The following is a 16081-nucleotide window of genomic DNA, read 5'->3' as shown; positions in this document are numbered from 1 at the left end:
TTAGAAAAGATATGAAATCTCCCAAAATGGAAATCAAGCTCGAATTGGTTAACTTGATTAAAGAGTTGTGTAGTGAAAATCGAGAGATCACTTTATTGAGTCTCAGCACCACAGATGGATTCAACATCAAGTCATTCGCAGCCAAATCATTGGATGTTGAAGCCGATAAATTAGCCGCGATGTCCAGTTCGTTGTTTGCTCTGAGTAGCTCATCTTCGCTTCAATTAATGAAGGAAGAGTCCACGGTTGCCACGATCGAGTCAAAAGGCGGTAATATGCTGTTCAAGAAAGCTCAGTATTTGAGCACGCCGTGCGTCGTGACGATGGTCGCTAAACCGGACATGTCCTTAGCGCAAGCTCGTTTCGCATTAAAAAGGTTTGCCGATACTGTAGACAGTATTAAGTAACTATCTTTTACCGCGTACTAGCTCATTACTTATCAATGATATTTCGCTCTTAAATTGGCTCGGTTTTTTAGATTATTGGGTTTGGAATAATGGTAGTAAAGCCGTTTTATGTCGTCTTAACGTCGTTAAAAGCGGGCACTTTAGTCATGTTCAGCGTTTGTGCAAATCCTTCTTGTTGTTAGAATTTTGTGGCGAATGCCAATTTTGGGCAGGAAGAGTCAGCGATATTATCGATAATCAACCGTAAACTTTTTCACCCAGGCGTTGCCAGAACCACTCATAATCTCATTGCCAAGCTCAATGTCGGCGATGTATATGTCATCCGAAATGAAGTCGGAATCGATAGCGCGTTCAAGCAATTTAAGCGCGCAGAATACCGTCAATCGTGACAATGCCTTAAGTAGGAAGCGATATTGGTAGCGTAACTTTTGGATCCATTAAAATAGGAAATGGAGTGAGAATCGAAGCTCTACGTCATTTGGCTCATTACATATTCAATCTTGAACAAATCCTTATAGTGGGCAATCTGGGGTAGCTGGCTCTAGCAAGCTTGGATAAAGAGTTACAGCATTTGCCTAAGCAGGCATTCTGGATCACAAAACCGTAGTCGACCGTACTGATTTGGTGCATCGCTGTGGTGACACTGAAGACATAGTGGAGCCCCGAAAGTGGAGAGTCCAGGCGTATAAGCCCTTTAAAGAGTGTTGTAAGCCGAATGTTATTTCGATCTAAACTTTCTTGATCCTATCTCTAACTAAACAGAGAAAGAATGAATATTTGACAAATTAAAATGAACGTGTTCATATTTGGTGCTGCGTGACATGTTTTATCTGCAGTCACTCCGCTTACATTTGTTTATGCCTTCTCTTCAGATATCAACGAGAGACTTATGTCAAAAAGTAACTACCGAAAATTCTCACTATTTCTTCTGACAGTCGTGTATGGATTCAATTTCATTGATCGTCAAATAGTAGGCATATTAGCTCCGTTTATTCAAGAAGATTTGAATCTATCGAATTCTCAACTTGGCCTCTTGATTGGCCTAGCATTTGCCGCATTTTATACACTTATTGCAATTCCTATAGCGTGGTTGGCGGATCGATTCAATCGCGTGAATATTCTATCAATATCGCTGGCCACTTGGAGCGCATTTACTGCTCTAACAGGCATCGCTGGTAGTTTTCTCCAAATCGGAATAGCGAGAATGGGGGTTGGGATTGGAGAGGCCGGCGGCAGCCCATCTTCGCACTCAATCATTTCTGATCTATATGGAAAAGAAGAGCGCGCAGGTGCTCTAGGCATCTACTCGATGGGCATTCCAATTGGGATCATGGCCGCTTACTTTGTAACCGCTTCTTTGATTGGTGAATCTAGTGAACAGGTGGACTGGCGGAGAATATTTGTAGTGTTGGGGGGCGTCGGAATTGGCTTGGCTGGAGTTGTGAAACTAGTTTTGCGTGAACCAAGGAGGGGCGGGCGTGATGTTTCAGAGGGTGCGATCATTCCTAAATCTTCTTTTAAAAATTCTATTAAAACTCTATTAAGGATACCAACCTGGTGGGCGATGTGTTTGGGCATTGGTTTCGGGTCTTTCGTCTCATACGCATTTTCTGCTTTCCAAACAAAGTACTTAAGAATTTTGGACCCAGCTTTTGATTTCCAAACATTACTAATTTTGCTTGGGATAATTAATGGAACAACCTATGTTGCTGGAGCATATTTTGGAGCGCGAATAACTGATAAGTGGGGCCTCAGTGATATCAGAGCGTATGGCTGGGTGCCTGCAATTGCTATCTTGGTCTGCTTACCTATCGGTGTCGGAAGCATATGGGTCGCGTCCATTGCGGCGCATTTAGTATTCGTTACTTTTTTTCTGTTTTTTCTTGGCCTTTATCTAGGACCATGCTTCGCAATTGCTCAAACTTTAGCGCCAATAAATATGCGTGCTATGTCAACGGCATTGTTTTTCTTCATTCTAAACATGATAGCGCTAGGTGGTGGGCCGACATTCACGGGTTGGTTAATTGATGTTTTCCATACCGGGAACACCGAACTTTATGCAATGCGTCAAGCGCTAACAGCCACTTGTTTATTTTTCATTCCTTCATTAATCAGCTTTCTTGTTGTTGCCAAAGTACTGCCTAGAGATTGGTCGATAGCTGAACATCGTAATCGTGATATTGAAACGCTAAGCAATCAATAACTAAATGTTGTCGTATCTAGCCATCTAGCGAGGTAATTCATTAAGCTGATGATCTGGTCCGAGTGATGAGCATTTCAATAGATTGGTTGAAAAGTTAAAACTCACATTAAAGCGGTTGACATTGAAACGGTACTAATCTAAGTTTATATAATGAACACGTTCATTATATTTTGGCTGAATAATACAAAAATAAACACCAAGTGATTTAGGAGAGACCATGACTATATTAGAAGAAAGCCCTAAGCTAAACATGAAGTTAAAAGGGACCGCCTTAGCTATTCTTATGGCTTCAGGTATGTTGAATCATGTATATGCACAGGAGATGCTCGATTCAACAGTCTTAGAGGAAATTGTCGTTACTGCATCCAAGCGATCTCAAACACTTTTAAACACACCTATAGCTGTCTCAGTCGTTAGTGGTAGAGATTTGGAAGAAGCTGCGATTAGAGATGTGTTTGATTTACAGTCACTTGTTCCTTCATTGGAGGTTCAACAGTCTGTCAGCACTATTGCAAGCGGGTTTTCGATCAGAGGATTTGGAGGGATAGGAAGTAATGCAGGCATTGAACCGTCCGTTGGTGTTTTTGTTGATGGTATTTATCGTTCGCGCTCCTCAGCCCAAATTTCCGATTTGATTAATATTGAACGTGTTGAGGTGCTAAGAGGGCCACAATCAACATTGTTTGGCAAAAATGCGTCGGTAGGGGTTGTATCGATACATACAAAGCAGCCGGAATTTGAGCGCACTGGTTCAGTATCGTTGACTGTTGGAAATGAAAATGAAAAGAGAATAGCTTTGGATGTTACAGGCCCACTTACAGACTCTGTAGCGTACAGATTGAGTACAAGTGCCAATAAGAGAGATGGCTATGCAACAAATCTCCTAAATGGCGAGGAATTGAATGATAGAAATCGCTTTGGTCTAAATGGGCAATTACTCTATCAACCTAATGACAGCTTAAGCATCAGGGTCATTGCAGATTATGATGAAATAGATGAGGCATGTTGTTTTACCGCTAACCTTGTTAATGGGCCAATAACCGGTCAGGTGGTGAGCCGGTTAGGCGGGGTGGTAGCGGAGGATCCTTTTTCATACAAAGGATTTGTAAATACATCTCCAATAAACGAGGTGGAAAATGCGGGTATTTCTCTCCAGATAGAAAAAGACCTTGGGTTTGCAGACCTAACATCGATTACGTCCTTTCGGACAGTTGATTCATTTACGGTTTCCGACTCTGATGCGACTGGAGCCGACTTGGCTACTTTTTCGAATACCGGTGAATCTGAAACATTTATTCAGGAAATTCGGTTTACTTCGAATTCTGATTCGAACATCGGATGGATGATTGGGGGCTCGTTCTTTGATGAAGAGATTGATTTTCCGGGTACGTTTCAATTTGGAACGGACTTTAGGCGGTTTGCTGATGGGATTTCTGGGGGAGCGTATTCAGGAGCCGAACTTGCCCTAGGCCTACCCTTGGGGTCAACCTTTGGGCAGGCTGGCCAAGGAGCGATAGAGAGCACCGGTCAGGACAATCAATCATGGTCCATTTTTACGAGTGTTGATTTTTTGTTGAGTGATGCGCTTACGGCCACAATAGGCTTGAGCTATATCGAAGATGAAAAAGACGCCTATTTTAACCAAGAAAATACCGATGCTTTTTCTAGCTTAGATTTTGTTGCTGTTGGATTTTCAAGCGCATTAGCTGGATTAGGTGTTAACCCAATCGATCCGTCTTCTGTATCAGCCTTTGCTGCGTCCAACCCTGAAGTATACAGAGCACTTCAACTAGGGGCGCAAAACCCACAGACTAATCCATTGCTGGCGCTCGGTGCTTTACAGTTTCTACCCCCTGTATTGGGTTTTCCAAATGAAATAGAAAATGGAAATTCCTTTGACGACGAACTCACGTATAATCTTCGTATCGCCTACGACATTAGGGATAGCTTGAACGTATACGCGTCTTTCTCTACCGGTTTCAAAGCAACCTCATTTAACCTTTCTAGAAATTCGAGACCATCGACTGAGGATTTTATTCCTGGGTCGGCTGTAACTAACCCTCCTGCTTCTCCAATTCGAAGTGCCGGGATAGCGATTCCAAACTTAACCAATGGCACTAGGTTTGCTGGCCCAGAGGAATCTGAGGTGATCGAGGTTGGCGTCAAATATAAAGGGGACCGCTTGGGCGTGAATTTAGCGCTTTTTGAGCAAACTGTTGAAGGGTTCCAATCTAATGTATTCACAGGCTTAGGTTTTGCACTTGCGAACGCAGGAAAACAGTCAACAAAAGGGGTGGAAATTGATGGTCGTTGGTTGTTAAGTAATGCGTTGACGTTGAGCTTTTCTGGATCATTTTACGACCCAGTGTTTGATGAGTTTGCTAACGCGCCAAGTGGTAACTTGACTGGTCAACGTCCAGCAGGCGTTTCTAGAACTTCTACGAGTATTGGCCTAAACTACAAAATTAGCCTGCTAGGAAAACCTACATCCATACGAGCTGACTGGCAGCATTCAGGCAAAACTAATTATTTTGACGATCAAGCTTTGCAGAACCTGATTGGTTTTCAACGTGAATACGATTTAGTGAACGCCGCTATAAATATTTCATTGACAGATCACACTTCTTTGGCGATATGGGGGCGAAACATCTTTGATGAACAGTATATAACCAGCGCATTTTCCTCGATAGCACAAGATGGTTCAATTTCTGGCTATGCAAATCAACCGTCGAGTTTTGGGCTTACATTCAAGCACACTTTTTAAGTGTTGAGCTACTGAAGGAGTTGGGGATCTTATGCAATAGAATCATAGGGTCCCTTCACAATTGATGACGATTATAGGAAGAATATCTGAGCTTAGAGTAATGATATTACGGTTTTTGAATCAAATGGAGTAGTGAGTCAATCATGTGTGCGACTAACTCTTCAGTTGGACCAAAGTCAAAACGATCAAAGTTAACGGGTATAGTCAGTGAGCCGTGTATGCCTGCCCAAAATGTACAGGTCATTTTGTCCGCGTCAAAGTCACGATATATCCCTAACTTTTGACCGTCTATTAAAGCTTGTTTTATGTGGACATAAAAATCTTCATCTTTTAGGTCAGCACTAGTTGGGGGAGCGTATTTGTCAGGTCTAACAAACATAAATGCGCCACGGAATACTTTTCTATTTTCTATAGAGAACCGGTGGTAATGCCTGAGTAAGAGACGAATTCTTTGAGTTGGTTCACGGGTTACTTTTACATCCTTTTGCATGCGCAACTTTAACTCTGAAACTGGATCAGCCCAAAGAGATTGAATTAAGTCTTCCAGGTTTTCGTAATATTTGTAGAATGAACCGACGGAGATGCCTGCTTCTTTAGAGACCGCCCTTACTGAAAAATCTGGCTTTTCTTGAGTGTCCGAATAAGAGATGCTTAAACTCTGTGAAAGTCTAGAAGCTGCCTCCTTAATTTTTTTTCTGGCCGCTAATCTTTGAGCTTCGGTAATGGCGGGTCTTGGCATAAACTTTGGATATTGTTTAGTGAGCTAGTAAATCATTTTAACATTATTAGTTTGACTAAGCGTTTGAGATAATCTTAAGACGTCTATCTCTGATTAACCTTTAGTCAGACATTAGTTTAAAGGAAATTCCTAGAAATGCTACGTCAATAATATAGGCGTTCAATACTGGCGCTCCGAGGGCAGTACCTATAAGAAATGTAGTCAAATTTTCTGTTGCAATCTCCCATAAAAGGATGTGCATATGGTGTGAGGGCCGCTGCGGTCGATACTGACGAGAAGTCTACAAATTAATCTCTTTTGGCATTTAGGGAAGAGATACCTTTTGGTCATGGTTTGGTCGTAAACCGCCGTGCGGTTACTCGTTTCATTTGTGGTTTTAGGTAATGAGTCTCAAAGGAGTAAATTAAAATACTCAACCCGGCAAACAGTGCGGCTAATGGCGCATAGAGTTGATAAGTTGGCAGGCTAAATCTTTTCTTCAATAATTCCAGGACTTGAAGTGAATACATAGGAGAAAGCGATAAAAGAATTAAAAGTAGCCCCAATTCGAACACAAAACAATCGCGCACTTGCATGCCCTGTTCGGCCATTATAGCTTTGGGCTAATTAAGGCTACATAGTGGCAGTAGGGATCGTATAAAGAGCCTTTGAAGTTCGATCCAATATGGGAAGCGCGTAAAATCTAGGTAAACCTAATCCAGGTCGAAAGTTCATAGGGCGGTGTGAATAGGAAATAGAAACCAAGGTGGGGCTACTAAGGCTCCATTTAGAGCGAAGATGGTCGGAAAGATGTCCAATTTTTGATGTCATTAACGGGGCCAATCAGACTGACTAGAATACCGAAATACCGACTAAGATTCCTTAAAAATCCACAACTTGCGTGTAAAAGAAGACCATAAGAACTCCCAAGGCACATTCCTTTACCCAAGAAATGGTAGCCGGCACTGTCAATTTGCCTACTATGAAAGACTAGAGTAGAGATAATTGGTTTTTAAAACATCACGCCGACGCATTTAGTCATTATCTGCATAGATAGAATTACGATTTGATGAGCAGAAAATCAAACCTTTGTGATATAGTGAACGAGTTCATTTTAAGTTATGAGCGATCACTTATATGTCATTCTAGTAGAAATAGAGGTTAAACCTTATGAAAAAAGTGCATGAAGGAAGGGTTGTATTAATTACAGGTGCGGCATCTGGAATAGGAATGCACACAGCGATAGAGTTTGCTAAAAAAGGCGCATCCTTGGTCGTTTCAGATATCAAATCCGATGAGAATAATCAGTTGGTAAACCAACTTAGTAAGCTTAACCGCGCGCCTGTTCGGTTTATTGAAGCGGACATTAGTCAATATGAACAGGTGAAAGATCTGTTTAGAGAAATAAGAGCATCAGAAGGCAGTCTAGATATCGCTATAAACAACGCGGGTGTGATTCATCCGGCAAGTAAAATTGCGGAATGTGACATAGGATTGGCAAAAAGGTGTTTTGATGTAAACCTCTGGGGGACATATATATGTTTGAAGTATGAATTGATGCTGATGCAGGAACAAAGAAGAGGCGTAATTATTAATGTTTCTTCAGTAGCCGGGATTAAAGAGTCCGCTATGATGGCCGCCTATGGGGCTAGCAAGCATGGCGTAATAGGCCTGACAAAATCAGCTGCAAGAGAATATGCTGCTGATGGTATTCGAATAAATGCAATCTGTCCTGGGCCTATTGAAACTAATATGGTTAACCACAACGCGTCCCCTGAGAAGCTTAAAGATATTTTGCTAAGTAGAGTGCCGATGGGGAGACTGGGGAAACCTGAAGAAATCGCGCGCGCAATCTCTTGGATGTGCACTGACGAATGTGACTATATGACTGGGCATGCGATGGTGATTGATGGTGCTGAATCTGCCTAGTGAAAAATTGAGGGTGTATATGTTACTGTGTAAGTGCCACTAGCGTAGCCTGCACTTCGGTTTTGCAATTCAGTGAGCACGCTCAAATAGAACTCAACACCTTAATTTTCAGTCGTCCAAAGAGCAAGAAGCTCTTATAATCCTCTATTTTGGCGACGATCGCGGGGTCACAGGGGTGGCTTGGTGATGACTAACGACAGCGCAACTAGAATACGCGACCGGTTAAACATCGCTTAGTGGCATCGACGGCCAGTGAAACGTCTACCTGAGCCGTCTGAAATTCGCGTAACATCAGTGCTTGCGATTTATCCGTTCCGCAGTTTCTTTGAGTTTTAATCTGACCAGGAGCTCGACGCCCTTTAACTTACCATCTTCGGTGTAAACTTCTTTTAAGTCGAATCATTTTAGGCGCCGCTGAAATCTCATAGATGGTGGATATGATGGCAGTTGTACGTGCCGAGAAACACATGCATCACCTCCGTGATGCAGATTTTGGTTTTTCCTTTGCCGTCCAGTTTTTGGGCATATAATTTATAGGGCATCTCAATATTCAGAAATCTCACCGTTTTTTACCTTAAATAAATCGGAATAGGCAGTTGGTTGATCAGTAAATGTATCCTCACTAACCGCTCCTACATAATTACCTCTGTTAAGCACTTTTTGGGTCGTGCGATAGGACATTAAAATACCATTTTCGGGCAAGCCCGTTAACGCGGAGCTTAGCCGTATGCTATCTCAACAAAAAAGCAGGGTGATGTAGAATCTAAAATCTAACAGATTTTCAAATTGATTCATTGTCTTCGTCTATACAGCGCAAAAAATAAGGCTCGGCAACGCTACCAATTAACATCATTCCGTCGTGTCTAGTTGCTACACTTGAGCCAGATATTTCATTTCCGTCATCCATATAGATAGTTTCATAGCTCATCGGCGAATTGGCGGTATCTATACGCACTACATGTGATGGGGAGATTTTATTTTTATCTCTGAAATGAGAAATTAAGTCAAACAGTTTAGGGTGAGCGCCAGCTAATAAATTTTCGTGCTTATCCCATTCTAAGTTATCAAGTGCAGTATCGACGTAAAGTGTTTCTATGTGGCTCCAGCGGTGAAGGGAATTACCTCTCTTGTACTTCTTGATGCTACGACCGATTGCTTCGGCAATGTATAGGCTTCTCTTATCTGATGAGAGTTTGATTCCGTTAGCGCTATTTAACCCTTCGATGATTAAAGACCCCCGTTTACCGTCATAGTAACTGACGGATGACCTAGAGAGACCAAGGTATTCTTCAATTCTTGCCATTAGAGAAGATTGTGGGCTGCCATGATCATTGGTTACAAAAAAGTGATTCTGTTCAAAGGCTTCTATGTCGTTTGGAGAAATCAACTCTGGGTAGACAATTCTTTCCTTTAGAATTAAATCGTGATTACTCGTAACAGAAAAAACTAAGACCTCATGCTCGTCTCGCTTTGGATGGTTGATAACGTATAGCTCTCTTTCACCGTTTTCCATTGTTAATAGATCGATCCCGTGTGGATGGAAAGGGCCTCCAACATCCACTTTTAGTATATGCGGTTTAGATGCTGGTAATGAGAGATCTAGCAACCAAATAGCACCATCTCCAATTTGGGCTTTGTCAATTCCGGAACGGTAACTATCAAAGACTTCTCGTGCATTTCCAGAGGATATAAATGCTACGTTATGATTTCTGTCGATGTTTATATCTTCTGCCCCCGCTGGCCCATTTATCTTTTCACATGTGCCGTAACTTACTTGCCGAATATCAACAAAGTAGCCTGAATTTTTGGCCGTTCTAGCTAACAGTGTCACAAGGACTAAAATTGAAACTATAGAGAACAACAGTTTGAAGGGTATTTTTATTTGCATTAGCGATTCCTTATTAAGCACTCATTCTGAGTTGAATATGTTCGGTTAAAACAATAAATGTTGACATAGATTGTTTTTATTTATAAAGTGAACGCGTTCAATATATCATAAAATAAAGTGCATCGACTAACTTTAGCTGATATCAGTTGCTTGAGGAGCATATTTGAAATGAAAAGAGATAATGATTTTAAAAATAAAACTTTTCCAGAGCATTCTCGCTTCGGGAGTTTTGTGGCGAAGTGGCTTCTTGCTCCCTTCAATATACTCGAATTGATTGGGTCCTATCTATTTGCTAGGCCGATGCTTTTTTTGCTCTCAAAATTCGATGATTGGTCGTATAAAATAGAAGGGACCTTTTTTAAGACTATGTTGGTTCATGGCCTATTTCCTTTAACACTTATTGTCACCCTTATCCTTGGATTCAATGCTGTGGAAGAAGGTGTGACACTTGGCTCTCTAACAAGTCTAACTATTACTTTAGTGATGTACGGCCTGATTTTTGCGCCGCTTGAACGTCTACTCCCTTTTAGCCGTGATTGGTTTGATGTGGGTAATTCTTACACAGTCGATTTGATGATGCTGTACTCAGGTATATTTTGGTCTGCAATCTCAAAGTTCTTACTCAGTTTGCTTTTCATTATAGGGATTGTTAACTGGCTTGAGCCATACGGTCGAGCTATATGGCCAAGTATGTTGCCGGATTGGGTGGAGGTATTCCTGTTTTTACTAATAAAGGACTTCTTCCGGTATTGGTACCATCGTTGGATGCACGAAATTCCTTTTATGTGGAGATGGCATGCAGTGCATCATTCTTCGAAAAGCTTATACTGGCTGAATGGAATTCGTAGTCATCCGCTGGAAATTATTGTTCAAACTATCATTTGGGCGATCCCACTAGCCCTGCTTCAGCCCCCACAGGAAATAGTAGTTGTTTCGGTCTTTATGGCGCTATCTATTGGAACATTTCAGCACGCAAATCTCGAGCTTAAGCTTGGGTTTTGGGAATATATATTCTCGATAGGTGATAACCATAGGTATCACCATTACAACAAGGCAGGTATTGGGGATTCAAATTATGGCGGTGAATATATAGTATGGGACATTCTTTTTGGTACCTTCCATAAACCAAAAGGAGAGCGCCCCTCGAAAGATATCGGTATTGCCGCATTTCCTAATTATCCACAGACAATGTCAGGGTTGATGGTCGCTCCTTTTGTGCCTGATCAAGAAGTTTTTGGATTTGGACTACAACAAGATGATCAGACTCTTAAGAAAGAGTATGACGATGGCCTTTCTAATAGGCAGCCTCTGACAGAGCATAAAGACGGAAAGTAAAGGAAGCACAATTTTCTTTTGTTACTGGAGTTTGTAGAATAAAAATGACAAAAATTTTCATGATGCATCCGGATATGAAGTCGCTATTTCCGCAATGCCCCGATGATTGGGAGTTCGTAGACTATTCAAGACATAGAGCTTTAAAATCTCATCCCATTGATAGTGAAGTTGAAGTTCTATTATCGGCAAGCATTGAAAAAATTGATCTGGAATTGTTAGATCGACTTCCAAACTTAAAGCTAATTGCTTCAATTTCTGCGGGATATTCCCATATTGATCTTGAGGAATGTAAGGCCAGAGATATATCAGTTACCAATGCCCCCAGTATGAACTCTGGAGACGTGGCTGACCTAGCTGTGACAATGATGATGTCACTGCTATTGTCAGTCCCAAGAAATCATAGCTTTATCTTGGATGGAAAATGGGTGAACGAGAGCGCATTCATACGCAATTCTATCCGTAATACTCCTATTGGTATCGTTGGGCTGGGTTCTATTGGGATAGAGGTCGCTTATAGGCTGGATTCTTTTGGGATGGACGTTAAGTGGTGGGGGCCAAGAGAAAAGCGAGAAACTCAGTTTTCTTATGTTTCTTCATTATCTGAACTCGCTCACCAGTGCCAGGGCCTTATCATATGTTGTAGACCTAATGAATCAACCAATCACTTAATAGATCAAACTATTTTGGATGAACTAGGAGGTAAGGGGGTCATTGTTAATGTGTCTAGAGGCAGCGTTATTGATGAGTCCACCTTGATAGATTACTTAAAGTCAGAAAAAATTGCGGGTGCAGGATTAGATGTGTTTGATTCAGAGCCAACTAGCCCAACCATGTGGTCAAACGTACCGAATGTATTATTGTCACCTCATCAAGGGGGATCTACCTACGAGGCTTTGTTCGCGCAAGCCAATCTTACGCAAAAAAACATTGAAAACTATATAAAGGGCAATTCTCTCTTAAGTAGTGTTTTCTAGGCTGTACAGCGTTATTGACTATAAGGTCAGTGGTGTACTAATGGGTTCGTGGAGAAACTGCCTAGCCTATCCCAAAAGTCATTGAATCGTCGCGAGTGCAAATTCTTAGGCCTTGACAATGGCTTTCAAGAGCAAATACGTGATACACCTTGTCTATATGCAATGTTCAAATTTCTTATCAAAACAGTGTTGTTTGATCTTTGCCTACAGAAACTGAAGTAAAGAATATACAGATAGTGGAGATGAAAGCTCTTTTTATGGTGACTTTAACCATTTGGCCCTTTTGTAATGAAAGAGACCACAACCCACTTCTGCCACTAGGATTGGCCGGTGCACGTTGTTACTCTGTATCATCCTGCCTCAATCTGAGTATCTTTAATGATGGTCGCGCTTGATCATTCTGCTTTATGATGTGAACCCACTACTGATAATCGACCGTAAACTTTTTCACCCAGGCGTTGCCAGAACCACTCATAATCTCATTGCCAAGCTCAATGTCGGCGATGTATAAGTCATCCGAAATGAAGTCGGAATCGATAGCGTGTTCAAGCAGTTTAAGCGCGGGAATTGTGGCGCTCTTCGAATCATTCTTTGCTCTAAATGTGACGTTTATCCATCTATTCTCATTGACACCCGATTTATCGTCCCAGTCTTGGTGATACCAGACTTCCCAGATGCCTGTGCCGATACGTAATTCGGCTTGCTTTTTACCTGCCGGTGAAAAATGACCCTGTGTGGCATAGGTCCATATCATTATTTCAGCGACGATGATTGATGGTTTGGGTGAGTTGCCTGTATAGGGTTCTGAAATCAACCACAGGGTCGTGGCAATGTTATGGTCGCCATTGGTGTTAATTTCCAAGCTATGTTCTATCGTGAGCTTTTCAAGTTCAGCAATTTCCAACGGAAATGAGTTGTCGAATTTTGGCGTTGGCGCCCAAGGAGAAGCTCCTATCTTAATTTGTGGTTGAGAATAAATAACCCGGCGGTTCATTGGCCACGACCAAGACCAGCCATACTGAATTTGCTCTCCCAATCTTCTTTTTTCTAAGCATTGGCTCCATGCATCATCTTCAGCAGCATGCTTATTCCAAACATTATTTGTTAATACCCCTTCGGGTGTGGAAAAAGCGTCAAAGTCTTTACAAGTGATGCTGGTTGAGTCCGATTTGTTCCAGAGGTCTTGATTGTCAGCGGATGCAGGCAAAGCAGTCATCAGTGCGACGGTCGTTGAAGCAAACGCAAATGTAAATGACTTAGTCAGTGCCCGTAGTATGATCGAATGTGGCTTGCTTAACATTGTGGTGTGTTAGTTTAGAAGTCAGTATTTAGATGTGCTCTGGTTATTGATGGAGAACGTGCTGGTTAGAGGGGTTTGTGGGTCAGAATGAAGAACCAGGTGATTTAAGAAACATCACTTCCTCTTGCGTTGATTGCCGTCCAAGAACCGCATTGCGGTGAGGATATCGACCAAACCTCTCGATTATGTCTTTATGTTTTAGCTCAAATTCGTAGCTGCTTTCAATGCCGTTGCCTTTGAATAAGTCGATCGCAATTTGATGAATTTTTAACGATTCGCTGTGCATGAAGGGCATGTAGAGAAAGCTATTCTCAATGGGTGTGAGGTGCTTATTCGCTTGGTTGATTATGGCTTCTTGGGCGAGTGCCAGTGCTAAAGGATCATTGCTAAACGCACTTGCTGTTCCTCTATAGACATTTCTCGAAAATTGGTCAAGAACAATGATTTCTGCTAGCCGCCCCTTGGGTGTGGCTCTCCATGCATTGAGCTCACATCGAGACGCCTGTTTGAGCAGTCCTCCAAAACGATCCACAATCAGCTGGTCAAAATTTTCGTCCTTTTTCCACCAGTATGTGGGCTCAATTTCTTCAAACCAAAATGTTAAGACTCTCGATGGCATTATTGTCTTTTTAGGTTGGTCTAGCTCGCACTCTAGAAACCTCAGTACGAGCTATTGATTTGGCACAAAATACATCCACTTGTTATCCGTTACTGAAGGTTAGTTTGCATTCCGACTAACCGCCGCCGTGAAAACCACGTCTGTAGAACTGTTTAATGCGGTTTCCGCTGAATCCTGGATTACCCCAATAATGAATCCGACGCCCACCACTTGCATGGCAACGTCATTTGGGATGTTAAACAGCGAGCACGCCAATGGTATTAGCAAGAGGCTTCCGCCAGCAACACCGGAAGAACCACAGGCTCCCACGCTAGCAATGACGCACAGTAAGAGGGCGGTTGGCAGATCGACATTAATTCCCAATGTATGGACCGCGGCCAGTGTCATGACTGTGATGGTGATTGCTGCGCCCGCCATGTTAATGGTCGCACCTAAGGGGATGGAGACCGAATAAGTGTCTTCGTCCAGTTCCAGTTTTTTACAAAGCTGCATGTTTACCGGAATATTAGCGGCGGAGCTGCGGGTGAAAAAGGCTGTTATTCCGCTTCCTTGTAGCGCGGTAAATACCAAAGGGTAAGGGTTTTTTCGTGTTTTAACAAAGACGATTAATGGATTGACGACTAAAGCCACTAAAAGCATAGTGCCAACTAATAGGCCAAGTAAGTGCGCGTAAGTGCCAAGGGCAGAAAAGCCAGTGCTTGCCACTGTGCCGGCAACGAGTCCCATGATTCCAATTGGCGCGAGCTGGATTACAAATTGAACCAAGCCAGTGACACTATTGCTGATATCTTGGAGGAAAAACTTGGTGTTTTCGTTGGCTCCGCGGAGTAAGACGCCGAGGCCGATGGCCCAAGCCAGCATGCCCACATAGTTACCGGTGAGTAGAGCATTGATTGGATTGTCTACTATTTTGAACAGTAATGTGCTGAGTACCTCTGAGATGCCCTGTGGGGCGGCTCGACTCAGGTCGCCAGCGACAAGGTCAAGTTGAGCGGGGAACGCAAAGCTTAGTAGAACCGCAATTGTGGCCGCTGATAGCGTTCCGAATGCATACAGCAATAGTATCCCTCCCATATTACTACTCTGGCCAGATTTTTGGTTGGCCAGTGATGAAATAACGAGTATGAAAATCAAGATCGGAGCAACGGCCTTGAGTGCTGAAACAAATAGTCCACCTAAAAAGGAAATTGAGGTTCCCCAGTCTCCTGACATACTTGCGATGGCTGCGCCTAATACGATGCCGATTATGATACGCAGCACTAGGCTGATATCGGTGTAAAATTTTATTATCGAGCTCATGAGTCTCCTCGGTATGATTGTTATTATTTGGTTAGCAGTGAGAGCTATTGGTTCGACTCTTTTGGTCTAATCGGGTCAAGCTAATTCTTTTTTCCAAAGAACGTCTTCTTGTCCCAACCTCAGATTGATGATTCTTGCTGCCACAAACAGCAAATCAGACAGACGATTTAAGTATTGGCGCGTAGTATCGCAAACTGGCTCGGCGTAGTGAAGGGTAATTACATCTCGCTCGGCTCGGCGGGCGATTGATCTTGCCATATGACACACTGAGGCTGCCTCGCTGCCTCCAGGAAGAATAAAATCCTTTAGTGGTACGACACTTTCGTTGAATGCGTCAATTTTGGATTCAAGGTCAGTAATCTTCTCTTTTTTGATGAAGCTGTGTCCCGGCATGCTTATTTCACCTCCTATGTTAAACAGGTCGTGTTGAATCGCGACAAACATTTCTTCCAGTTCCGTGTCTTCAATCTTGCAAATCAATAGACCGATAACGCTGTTTAGTTCGTCTACAGAACCCATTGCATTCATTCGCTCATGATTTTTGGGTACTCGCGCACCGCCACTTAAGCCGGAGGTCCCATCGTCCCCTGTGCGAGTGTAAAGTTTACTTAATCTGTGGCCCATGATGTTACCTATATTTTCTGA

General features: G+C 42.5%; 13 protein-coding genes. 6 read left to right on the top strand and 7 right to left on the bottom strand.

Going from position 1 to position 16081, the window contains the following annotated elements:
- The first annotated feature begins 11 nt into the window (after positions 1–11).
- Entirely contained in the window at positions 12–407 is a 396-nt protein-coding gene (locus ABWW54_RS16715; protein ID WP_353413912.1) for a roadblock/LC7 domain-containing protein, read from the top strand.
- Between the two features lie 227 nt (positions 408–634).
- Here ABWW54_RS16715 and ABWW54_RS16710 read toward each other — a convergent pair whose 3' ends face one another.
- Complete coding sequence (locus ABWW54_RS16710) at positions 635–790, bottom strand: hypothetical protein (protein WP_353413911.1); 156 nt, start codon at positions 788–790, stop codon at positions 635–637.
- A 506-nt stretch (positions 791–1296) separates the two neighbouring features.
- On the opposite strand from ABWW54_RS16710, the gene ABWW54_RS16705 reads away from it, so the two are divergent.
- Both ABWW54_RS16705 and ABWW54_RS16700 read left to right on the top strand, forming a co-directional pair.
- Positions 1297–2610, top strand: a complete 1314-nt coding sequence (locus ABWW54_RS16705; protein ID WP_353413909.1) for a spinster family MFS transporter — start codon at positions 1297–1299, stop codon at positions 2608–2610.
- 217 nt (positions 2611–2827) lie between these two features.
- Positions 2828–5374, top strand: a complete 2547-nt coding sequence (locus tag ABWW54_RS16700) for a TonB-dependent receptor (RefSeq protein ID WP_353413908.1) — start codon at positions 2828–2830, stop codon at positions 5372–5374.
- Between the two features lie 106 nt (positions 5375–5480).
- Here ABWW54_RS16700 and ABWW54_RS16695 read toward each other — a convergent pair whose 3' ends face one another.
- Positions 5481–6113 (bottom strand): TetR/AcrR family transcriptional regulator, encoded by a 633-nt coding sequence (locus tag ABWW54_RS16695; protein ID WP_353413907.1) that lies wholly within the window; start codon positions 6111–6113, stop codon positions 5481–5483.
- Between the two features lie 1149 nt (positions 6114–7262).
- On the opposite strand from ABWW54_RS16695, the gene ABWW54_RS16690 reads away from it, so the two are divergent.
- A complete protein-coding gene (locus ABWW54_RS16690; RefSeq protein ID WP_353413906.1) occupies positions 7263–8021 on the top strand; it encodes an SDR family NAD(P)-dependent oxidoreductase in 759 nt (252 codons plus the stop codon).
- 781 nt (positions 8022–8802) lie between these two features.
- Here the strand turns inward: ABWW54_RS16690 and ABWW54_RS16685 are convergent.
- The gene (locus ABWW54_RS16685; protein WP_353413904.1) at positions 8803–9909 is read right to left on the bottom strand and encodes a hypothetical protein; all 1107 of its coding nucleotides are present in this window, start codon (positions 9907–9909) and stop codon (positions 8803–8805) included.
- A 168-nt stretch (positions 9910–10077) separates the two neighbouring features.
- Here ABWW54_RS16685 and ABWW54_RS16680 point away from each other — a divergent pair, with 168 nt between their 5' ends.
- The gene (locus ABWW54_RS16680) at positions 10078–11244 is read left to right on the top strand and encodes a sterol desaturase family protein (protein WP_353413903.1); all 1167 of its coding nucleotides are present in this window, start codon (positions 10078–10080) and stop codon (positions 11242–11244) included.
- 44 nt (positions 11245–11288) lie between these two features.
- A complete protein-coding gene (locus ABWW54_RS16675) occupies positions 11289–12218 on the top strand; it encodes an NAD(P)-dependent oxidoreductase (RefSeq protein ID WP_353413902.1) in 930 nt (309 codons plus the stop codon).
- A 421-nt stretch (positions 12219–12639) separates the two neighbouring features.
- On the opposite strand, the gene ABWW54_RS16670 is transcribed toward ABWW54_RS16675, so the two are convergent.
- From ABWW54_RS16670 to ABWW54_RS16655, 4 genes are all read right to left on the bottom strand, one after another.
- Positions 12640–13518: a GH12 family glycosyl hydrolase domain-containing protein gene (locus ABWW54_RS16670; RefSeq protein ID WP_353413900.1), complete on the bottom strand. Its 879-nt coding sequence runs from the start codon at positions 13516–13518 to the stop codon at positions 12640–12642.
- Between the two features lie 82 nt (positions 13519–13600).
- On the bottom strand, positions 13601–14137 hold the full coding sequence (locus tag ABWW54_RS16665) for a DUF924 family protein (protein WP_353413898.1): 537 nt from the start codon (positions 14135–14137) through the stop codon (positions 13601–13603).
- 99 nt (positions 14138–14236) lie between these two features.
- Entirely contained in the window at positions 14237–15436 is a 1200-nt protein-coding gene (gene sstT, locus ABWW54_RS16660; protein WP_353413897.1) for a serine/threonine transporter SstT, read from the bottom strand.
- A 75-nt stretch (positions 15437–15511) separates the two neighbouring features.
- Positions 15512–16060, bottom strand: a complete 549-nt coding sequence (locus ABWW54_RS16655; RefSeq protein ID WP_353413896.1) for a cob(I)yrinic acid a,c-diamide adenosyltransferase — start codon at positions 16058–16060, stop codon at positions 15512–15514.
- Positions 16061–16081 lie beyond the last annotated feature (21 nt).

This window comes from Arenicella sp. 4NH20-0111 (assembly GCF_040366405.1).
Classification (GTDB): Bacteria; Pseudomonadota; Gammaproteobacteria; order Arenicellales; family Arenicellaceae; genus Arenicella.
Note: the sequence above shows the minus strand (reverse complement) of the source record. Positions and strands in the feature narration are given on the sequence as shown.

Coding starts and splice junctions, on each gene's coding strand:
- ABWW54_RS16675 (WP_353413902.1), top strand. CDS start 11,289: ATGACAAAAATTTTCATGATGCATCCGGATATGAAGTCGCTATTTCCG.
- ABWW54_RS16700 (WP_353413908.1), top strand. CDS start 2,828: ATGACTATATTAGAAGAAAGCCCTAAGCTAAACATGAAGTTAAAAGGG.
- ABWW54_RS16680 (WP_353413903.1), top strand. CDS start 10,078: ATGAAAAGAGATAATGATTTTAAAAATAAAACTTTTCCAGAGCATTCT.
- ABWW54_RS16670 (WP_353413900.1), bottom strand. CDS start 13,518: ATGTTAAGCAAGCCACATTCGATCATACTACGGGCACTGACTAAGTCA.
- ABWW54_RS16715 (WP_353413912.1), top strand. CDS start 12: ATGAAATCTCCCAAAATGGAAATCAAGCTCGAATTGGTTAACTTGATT.
- ABWW54_RS16690 (WP_353413906.1), top strand. CDS start 7,263: ATGAAAAAAGTGCATGAAGGAAGGGTTGTATTAATTACAGGTGCGGCA.
- ABWW54_RS16695 (WP_353413907.1), bottom strand. CDS start 6,113: ATGCCAAGACCCGCCATTACCGAAGCTCAAAGATTAGCGGCCAGAAAA.
- ABWW54_RS16705 (WP_353413909.1), top strand. CDS start 1,297: ATGTCAAAAAGTAACTACCGAAAATTCTCACTATTTCTTCTGACAGTC.
- ABWW54_RS16665 (WP_353413898.1), bottom strand. CDS start 14,137: ATGCCATCGAGAGTCTTAACATTTTGGTTTGAAGAAATTGAGCCCACA.
- sstT (WP_353413897.1), bottom strand. CDS start 15,436: ATGAGCTCGATAATAAAATTTTACACCGATATCAGCCTAGTGCTGCGT.
- ABWW54_RS16685 (WP_353413904.1), bottom strand. CDS start 9,909: ATGCAAATAAAAATACCCTTCAAACTGTTGTTCTCTATAGTTTCAATT.
- ABWW54_RS16655 (WP_353413896.1), bottom strand. CDS start 16,060: ATGGGCCACAGATTAAGTAAACTTTACACTCGCACAGGGGACGATGGG.